Genomic DNA, 7,305 nt, shown 5'->3' with positions numbered 1-7,305 from the left:
CCAGGGCAATATTACAAACAAAACCCTTCTCTTCTGATATACAAAGAGAAGGCTTTTGTTTTTGAAATTTATTTCATAAGTAATATCATGTTCGGTAGCATAACCATAATAAAATTCTCGTAGAGACGCGATTGAACCCTTGTCTCTACATTATCGTAATGTATGGGCAAACAACCGGACATGATATAATATATAGCCATCCGATGTTGAGTTGTGTAAATCGCGCATACCAGATTCCCGACTTCTTAAAGGATACCAATGACGAATGGTAGGTGTGACCCCTCACCCACACGATTTAATAAGGTTTTTGAGCTACTATTAGAGGCGCCTATAGCTCCTGAAATAGCTGACTTCTCGTTCACCTTCGGGGTATTACCCCTGATTTGCCAGCAGCATCCGTAAAAGTTGTCGGGAATCTTATTTTTGACAAATGATTTAGGACTGCTATATTACAATCTTTTCATAAATCGAGTGAACAAGGTGCCTCTAATAGATATATTGACTAAGTGCCAGATCAATAAGCTATTGTGCATATAGCAAGGTACAGCCTAACTTTGTATAATTTTGTAGAATAATCACAAGATCGTTGTTATAAAAGATATCAACACTAGAGTAATCTAGGGCACCATAAACTACCAGTTCCCGCACGCGTGCAGGGGTTGCTTTATTAAACGGAGTATTTGACGGTTTCTAGACAAATGAATAAGTATACTGTTGCCATATAGCAAATATTAGGTTAATAACAACCTCAGCTCATCCGAAAGAGAGATGATTTATGTAAAATTTGGCAACATAATGTTTTTCCTCATACAATTAAGGAATAAGTTATTGTCATATAAAGCACTAACTTATTTGTAATGGTCGATTTGTAAACAATTTACGTTTGAAGGGCTGTAAGTAAACACTGATGGTGATGGTAGACAGGATTAACGATATCTCATGGCAGGCACAACAAGGTAGTGTTGCTGCGATTATTCAGCTGTTAAATCAGAGATTAGCTTCTTCCGGTGTTAGAACTAGGGCAATGTTTGCTAATGGAGTGCTGCAACTGCTCTGTGAAGCACGTAGCGAAGACAAATTAGAAAAATCAACGTTGGTCAGTACAATTCGTCAAATACTCGAATCGATTGCACCGCGAAACATTTATGAAATTAACATCAACACTCGTATTGTTCGTGAACAGCAATTACTTTGGCTAGAAGAAATAAGCCGTAAAGAAGCCGACAATCAATTACTCTGGTCAGAAAAAATTTCTTTGGAAAAGCCTAATGCTTTACAACAATTTATTAAAGATTTACAAGAAAGAAAACCAGAGCCAGTAAAAATAAGTCTTCCTAAAACTTCACAATCAAGCTCAATAGTGCTTGTAAAAAAAAATAAACATAAAAATTCTGCTTGGGGATGGTTATTCTTAGGCATCAGTATCTGTATTCTATTTGGAATCATTGGTTTAGCTCTTCATAGTTTGCTTGGTGATAAATTCAAATTACCTATTCTAGCATCTCAGTCAAAACCTATATCGCCAACATCTAAGACCGTAGAATCACCTATTGTTAACGAACGCAAAAAAGAAAAATCTTTTACTTTTCTTAATGAAAGCAATGCTAAATTAACTGAAGACTATTTTGCAGATGCTGTGAGAATTGCAAACGAAACAACGTTGAACGGTAAGAAACCACGTAATTCTACACAGTGGCTTGAAAACGCAGCTAGTTGGCAGCGCGCGTCAGACCTAATGGCAAAAGTGGTGCCAAGCCATAGTCGTTATAAAGAAGCGCAAATTCGCACGAAGTTGTATCGTGAATATAGTGAGGCAGCGCAGAAGGAAGCAGAAAAGAGTAAATAATAATTATAAAAAAGTGTAATAGACTAAGAAATATGGATTTATCATCAGCAAACTGACAATTTCAAGTTCAGATGATTAAATTTGATGTGAGCAATTAATATATTTACATATAGCTTTGTAATTTATTTTTCTAGTGTTTAGATTTTGCTTAATTTAATTCACGAAATTATTAATTAGCAAACTGTTAAAATCAAAGCGCCTACTCCAAATAATTAATGACAGAGAAGAGATTTTTTACTACTTCAAATAGTAAAGGGCAATTTCACTGATAATATATAAATTTTTGTCTGTACCAAAATAATCTGCAAATTAACTTTTAACTTTTAACTTTTAGAATATTACCAAGTATTTGATAGAAGATAGGCAATTGCTCATGACTTTAACTACTTAGATATTACCGACAATATTAACCTGAAACAAAGGGCTTGAAGTACGTAGTTTGGTAGTTTGCGTGACGAGAGATTGTTTATGGATTGTCTCCTAACCTGATTTAAAGTTGTGTTGTAGAGGCCCGAGTTTATTTGTCGCGTCTCTACAAACTTTACAAACCTAACCTATCTAAGCGCTCATTTCTAACATACGTTGAATTGGGCGCCAAGCTAAAAGCCGTATTTCCTCGTCCATAGTAATCTCCGGCGCCTTATTCTTCATTGCCAAATACAGTTTTTCCAGAGTATTCAATCTCATAAACGGACACTCATTGCAGTTACAGTTATTCTCTGGTGGCGCCGGAATGAAAGTTTTGTGCGGCGCCACTTTCTGCATTTGGTGGATAATTCCTGGTTCGGTAGCAACAATAAATTCTTGTGAAGAACTTTCTTGACAATATTTAAGTAACGCCGCAGTTGAACCAATGTAATTTGCGTGACGCAAAACTGCTTCCTCACATTCTGGGTGAGCTATTGTCTCACTTTGTGGATGTGCCACTTTCAACTGTACAATCTTCTTCTCTGAAAAAGTTTCATGTACAATACAACTACCTTGCCACAATACCATGTCACGCCCTGTTTGCTGCATGACATACCGCCCTAAGTTACGGTCGGGAGCAAATATTATCGGCTGCGAAGCTGGTATTTGCTGGACAATCTTGACAGCATTGGAACTTGTACAAATAATATCGCTCATCGCCTTGATTTCGGCGGAGCAGTTGATATACGAAATTACTAAATGCCCTGGATGCGCGCGTTTGAACGCTGCAAACTCCGAGGGTGGACATGTATCAGCAAGCGAACACCCAGCATTCTTATCTGGTAACAGCACTAATTTATCAGGATTGAGAATTTTCGCAGTCTCCGCCATAAAATGGACACCAGCAAAAACTATCACGCTCGCATCCGTGTTGGCAGCGGCTCTGGCTAATTGCAGCGAGTCGCCAATATAATCAGCTACATCCTGAATATCTGGTTCTTGATAATAATGCCCCAAAATTACAGCATTTAGGGACTTTTTCAAATCCTCAATTGCTGCAAATAAATCTAACGGGAATGCACCCAGTTGGGTCTTTTCAGATACGCTTCGTACAGTTGTAAACACAGTATGGTGTTACCTATTTTTCTAAAAAGCCTGAATTCTTGCTTTGGCATAAAAAATCTCTCCTTCCTCTGTTAAACGAGGAAGCTACAAGATTTATTAGTGGTGGCAAGATAGGTATTTGTTCTTTAATAATTATAGTACTTTTTACCAAAAATACACATGGGGTAATCCACCTTCCTTAAGAATGTGTCAAAATCCCCTCACGTTGCCTATGCTAAAAACATAAGGCAAGAAAAAAACCCGAAGATGATAAAAATTGCTGTAGTTGGAGATGTTCACGACCAGTGGGAAAAGGAAGATCATATAGCGCTTCATTCACTGGGAGTGGACTTAGTGCTGTTTGTTGGGGATTTTGGCAACGAATCTGTAGATGTTGTGCGCTTGGTAGCATCCCTCGACATCCCGAAAGCAGTGGTAATGGGCAACCATGACGCATGGTATTCTGCCACCGAATGGGGACGCAAGAAGTGCCCTTACGACCGTACACAAGAAGACTGGGTGCAGGAACAACTCGATTTATTAGGTGACGCTCATGTTGGTTATAGCAAACTCGATTTTAATGAGTTGAATTTAACTGTTGTCGGTGGGCGCCCATTTAGTTGGGGTGGCCCGGATATGAAGTTTGCTGATATCTGCAAGCAACGTTACAACGTAACAACTTTAGAAGAATCAGCAGCCCAAATTTTTGAGTCGGTTAAAAATGCAGCTTATGAGACAATTATTTTTCTAGGGCATAATGGTCCATCGGGATTGGGCGATAGAGCAGAAGACCCATGCGGCAAAGATTGGCACCCTATTGGTGGAGACTTTGGCGACCCAGATTTTGCCGAAGTAATATCTCAAGCAATTACAACCGATAAAAAAATACCTTTAGTAACCTTTGGACACATGCACCATGCGTTACGCCATACTAAAAGGGTTATTCGCAAGCGCGTCTTTAGAAGCCCAGAAGGCATAATTTACTTAAACGCGGCTGCTGTACCCCGTATTATCGATACAAATACCGGAAAACAACGGAACTTCTCGATAGTTCACCTGGACTATGGTGTTGTGACTCAAACCTCCGAAGTATGGGTTGGCGAAGACTTTGATATCGCATCTGAAGAAATTTTGTACGAATTAACCAATCAAGTTGTGCAAACTGTTTAAACTTATGGTAGAATATATTCTTGTTCAGTGAAAAAATCACTGACCGCTGACAGCTTAGGCTGACAGCTTTATTGGAGAGGTGGCAGAGTGGTCGATTGCGCTCGACTTGAAATCGAGTGATGCGAAAGTATCCGTGAGTTCGAATCTCACCCTCTCCGTGATTAAGAACACATAAAACGTAATTTTTTTAACTAAAAGAGTAGCATCAATTACTTACTACCCTAAGTTAAATTGAAAAAAGCTTTAAAATTAGGATTAGATTGCAACCGATGAGTGATAATGGAGATACACACCTGTGTAATTTCAGTCATTCAAACTTGGTCTTGCTGCTTAACTTTTATTTAACTAATTAATAACTTTTCTGTAATGATATTTCTCGAAGTCATAAATATACGTTATGGATGAATGAAATTTTCTTCTGTGGCAAGCTATTTGAAGAATCGTGAGCTAAACTAAGAAAAACTGCTAGGGGCGTATTTTTACACCCTCGATAGCAGAGGAACGCTTGAAGTGTAAGATACCACGTTAGAGGAAGCGTCTGCTTCCGCATAAACCCTGAACTTTTCTCCACTGTTTTAACTATTCAGTGGAGTAACTAAGATTCGGTAATAAAATGTCTATATTGTTTGTACAGTAATTGGATGTGTAGCACCAGCATAGGGGATAGGCTTAAAGCCTATCCTTTAACGTTTACTCGATACCTTTGTTTTTTATTTTCTGCGCGCGCGCTTCGGCAGTAGCCATAACGTCTTCCATATGTTCAAGGATTTCGCCTGGGTAGCTTTCTAAAACTCGTGTTGAAAGCGCAACGCGACCCTTGGATTCGTCGATATCAATAATCACAGCTTTAATGGTCTGACCGATTTGAAAGACTTTTTCAAGATTATCGATAAACTTTTGAGTGACTTGCTTGATGTGAAGTAAGGCGCCGACATCCGAAAGTTCTACAAATACACCAAAGGGTTTTATACCAGTTATTTTTCCTTCAACAAGTTGACCAACCGACAGCGTACTCAAGTTGGCAGAGCGAGTTACCAAGCGTTGCGATAGTATTAAGCGTTTGTTAGCCTCTTCAACTTCGAGAAAGGCTACAGTCAAAGTTTTTCCCTTGAGTGCCTCTAAATTATCACGTTCAACCAAGTGCGAACGTGGGATAAAACCACGTAAACCTAGAGCATCAACGTTAATACCACCTTTATTAACCCCAATAACGCGCGCTTCCACACTTTGATTATTTTCTTTCATTACCACAAGTCTTTCCCAAATATGGCGAATTTCTAACTGGCGCCGAGAAATCGTGACTTGCCCTTCTGCATCTTGTTCGCGAATAATAATGAAATCTAATTTTTCATCTAGTGGTAACACCTCTGACAAATCAGTAACAGTTCTCAAAGAAGCTTCATCGCGAGGTAAAAACGCACTTGCTTTACCGCCAATGTCAACATAGGCGCCATCATGGTCGATTTGAAACACCTTACCATTAACCAACTGTCCTTTTTGGAACTGGTAGTCGTGTCTTTCGAGAGCTTTGGCGAAATCATCCATCGTAAACGATGAATCAGCTTTTTGAGATTTGGTTTCAGAATTCATGACTTTATAAAAAATAGATATGTAGTTAACGTCCGTCAGGTAATTGAAACAGACAACACCCAACAACCCATTAACTAAGTTGTTGTGCAAACAGTTGTTTGACTTTTTCCCAAGCATCGTTTGCAGCTAATGGATTATAGCTTTTGCGATGGTCGCAAAAAAATCCGTGGTCAGCTCCATCGTAGCGAAAGACACGTGATGGTATCCTATATTTTTCTAACGTCGCTTCTATCTCCAGAACTTGTTCTGCTGGAATGCTCGCATCTGCCATGCCAAAAAAAGCATATAGCGTACCTTTGATCTTAGAAGTACGCTCAAGAGTTGGATTACCCCCTCCGGGTGAAGTAGTCGTGATTCTCGCGCCGTAAAATGACGCAGTAGCCTTAATGTCTGGTAGAGTCGCTGCAAGATATGCTACATGTCCTCCAAAGCAAAATCCGATACACCCAAAGCCCTCATTTTTGACGTTAGGTAGGGTTTTCAAGTAGTCTATTGCTGCTTGGATATCGCTTAAAAGCTCGTTTGCTTTAGTTTGTCCCCAAGCGTAATTACGCCCAATTTCAATATCTTGGCTTGTATAACCAGTTTCAAATCCAGGTGCAATACGTTCAAATAATGCCGGTGCAATTGCTACATAACCCTCACGCGCGATTCTTTCTGTACAAGAACGAATGTGCCCATTGACACCAAAAATCTCTTGTAGTACTACTATACCTGGGTAGCTACCCGGTGTACGCGGATATGCCAAGTACACTGATAATGGTAGTTCACCTTGTAAAACTTTAATGCTTGAGGTATCGATTGCGCGGTCTGTCATAATAGTTTTTACTAGTAGCGTGTGCTTATTACATGCATCATGGTTGTCAGCAATCCAAGCCTATCTTGAATTAAGTTATTTAAGGCACTTTGTACATTGTCGATTTCTACCAGAACTGTTCAATGTATAAAACAATGTATAAATCTAATGTACAAATCCATCATTTGACAACGCGATAGCTGGTCGCATAAACTACCAGCCCAGGAGCATATGGTAATGATTCAATTTCGCATCCAACCTGATAGCGATATTCCCGCATCAAATCAACTGTTTAATCAAATTAGATTCGCGATTGCATCTCGCCAGTATCCACCTGGTTACAAATTGCCAAGCACGCGCGCTCTGGCGATGCAGACAGGTTTGCATCGTA

At 39.4% G+C, this 7,305-nt stretch carries 6 protein-coding genes and 1 tRNA gene; 4 read left to right on the top strand and 3 right to left on the bottom strand.

All coding sequences use genetic code 11. The annotated features are described in order from the left end of the window. Nucleotides 1-913: 913 nt before the first annotated feature. Complete coding sequence (locus AC2JBO_RS40995; RefSeq protein ID WP_496959369.1) at nucleotides 914-1,846, top strand: hypothetical protein; 933 nt, start codon at nucleotides 914-916, stop codon at nucleotides 1,844-1,846. 558 nt (nucleotides 1,847-2,404) lie between these two features. Here the strand turns inward: AC2JBO_RS40995 and nadA are convergent. Beyond that, nucleotides 2,405-3,379, bottom strand: a complete 975-nt coding sequence (gene nadA / locus AC2JBO_RS40990) for a quinolinate synthase NadA (protein WP_496959368.1) — start codon at nucleotides 3,377-3,379, stop codon at nucleotides 2,405-2,407. A 246-nt stretch (nucleotides 3,380-3,625) separates the two neighbouring features. Here nadA and AC2JBO_RS40985 point away from each other — a divergent pair, with 246 nt between their 5' ends. After that, on the top strand, nucleotides 3,626-4,528 hold the full coding sequence (locus tag AC2JBO_RS40985) for a TIGR04168 family protein (RefSeq protein ID WP_496959367.1): 903 nt from the start codon (nucleotides 3,626-3,628) through the stop codon (nucleotides 4,526-4,528). Nucleotides 4,529-4,601: 73 nt separating this feature from the next. Further along, a tRNA-Ser gene (locus AC2JBO_RS40980) sits at nucleotides 4,602-4,686 on the top strand. A gap of 532 nt (nucleotides 4,687-5,218) precedes the next feature. Here AC2JBO_RS40980 and AC2JBO_RS40975 read toward each other — a convergent pair. Next, nucleotides 5,219-6,118 (bottom strand): S1 RNA-binding domain-containing protein, encoded by a 900-nt coding sequence (locus AC2JBO_RS40975; RefSeq protein ID WP_496959366.1) that lies wholly within the window; start codon nucleotides 6,116-6,118, stop codon nucleotides 5,219-5,221. A 70-nt stretch (nucleotides 6,119-6,188) separates the two neighbouring features. Then, entirely contained in the window at nucleotides 6,189-6,935 is a 747-nt protein-coding gene (locus AC2JBO_RS40970; RefSeq protein ID WP_496959365.1) for a dienelactone hydrolase family protein, read from the bottom strand. A 216-nt stretch (nucleotides 6,936-7,151) separates the two neighbouring features. On the opposite strand from AC2JBO_RS40970, the gene AC2JBO_RS40965 reads away from it, so the two are divergent. Continuing rightward, the coding region (locus AC2JBO_RS40965) for a GntR family transcriptional regulator (protein WP_496959370.1) at nucleotides 7,152-7,305 on the top strand (154 nt) is incomplete at its 3' end.

Source organism: Calothrix sp. CBUCES-K 9914 (genome assembly GCF_059640475.1).
The sequence above is the reverse complement of the archived record's forward strand: the minus strand, read 5'-3'. Positions and strand labels throughout refer to the sequence as shown.

What these genes read in the sequence shown, in the direction of transcription:
- AC2JBO_RS40995 (WP_496959369.1), top strand. Translation starts at nt 914, where the DNA reads ATGGTAGACAGGATTAACGATATCTCATGGCAGGCACAACAAGGTAGT.
- AC2JBO_RS40985 (WP_496959367.1), top strand. Translation starts at nt 3,626, where the DNA reads ATGATAAAAATTGCTGTAGTTGGAGATGTTCACGACCAGTGGGAAAAG.
- AC2JBO_RS40970 (WP_496959365.1), bottom strand. Translation starts at nt 6,935, where the DNA reads ATGACAGACCGCGCAATCGATACCTCAAGCATTAAAGTTTTACAAGGT.
- AC2JBO_RS40975 (WP_496959366.1), bottom strand. Translation starts at nt 6,118, where the DNA reads ATGAATTCTGAAACCAAATCTCAAAAAGCTGATTCATCGTTTACGATG.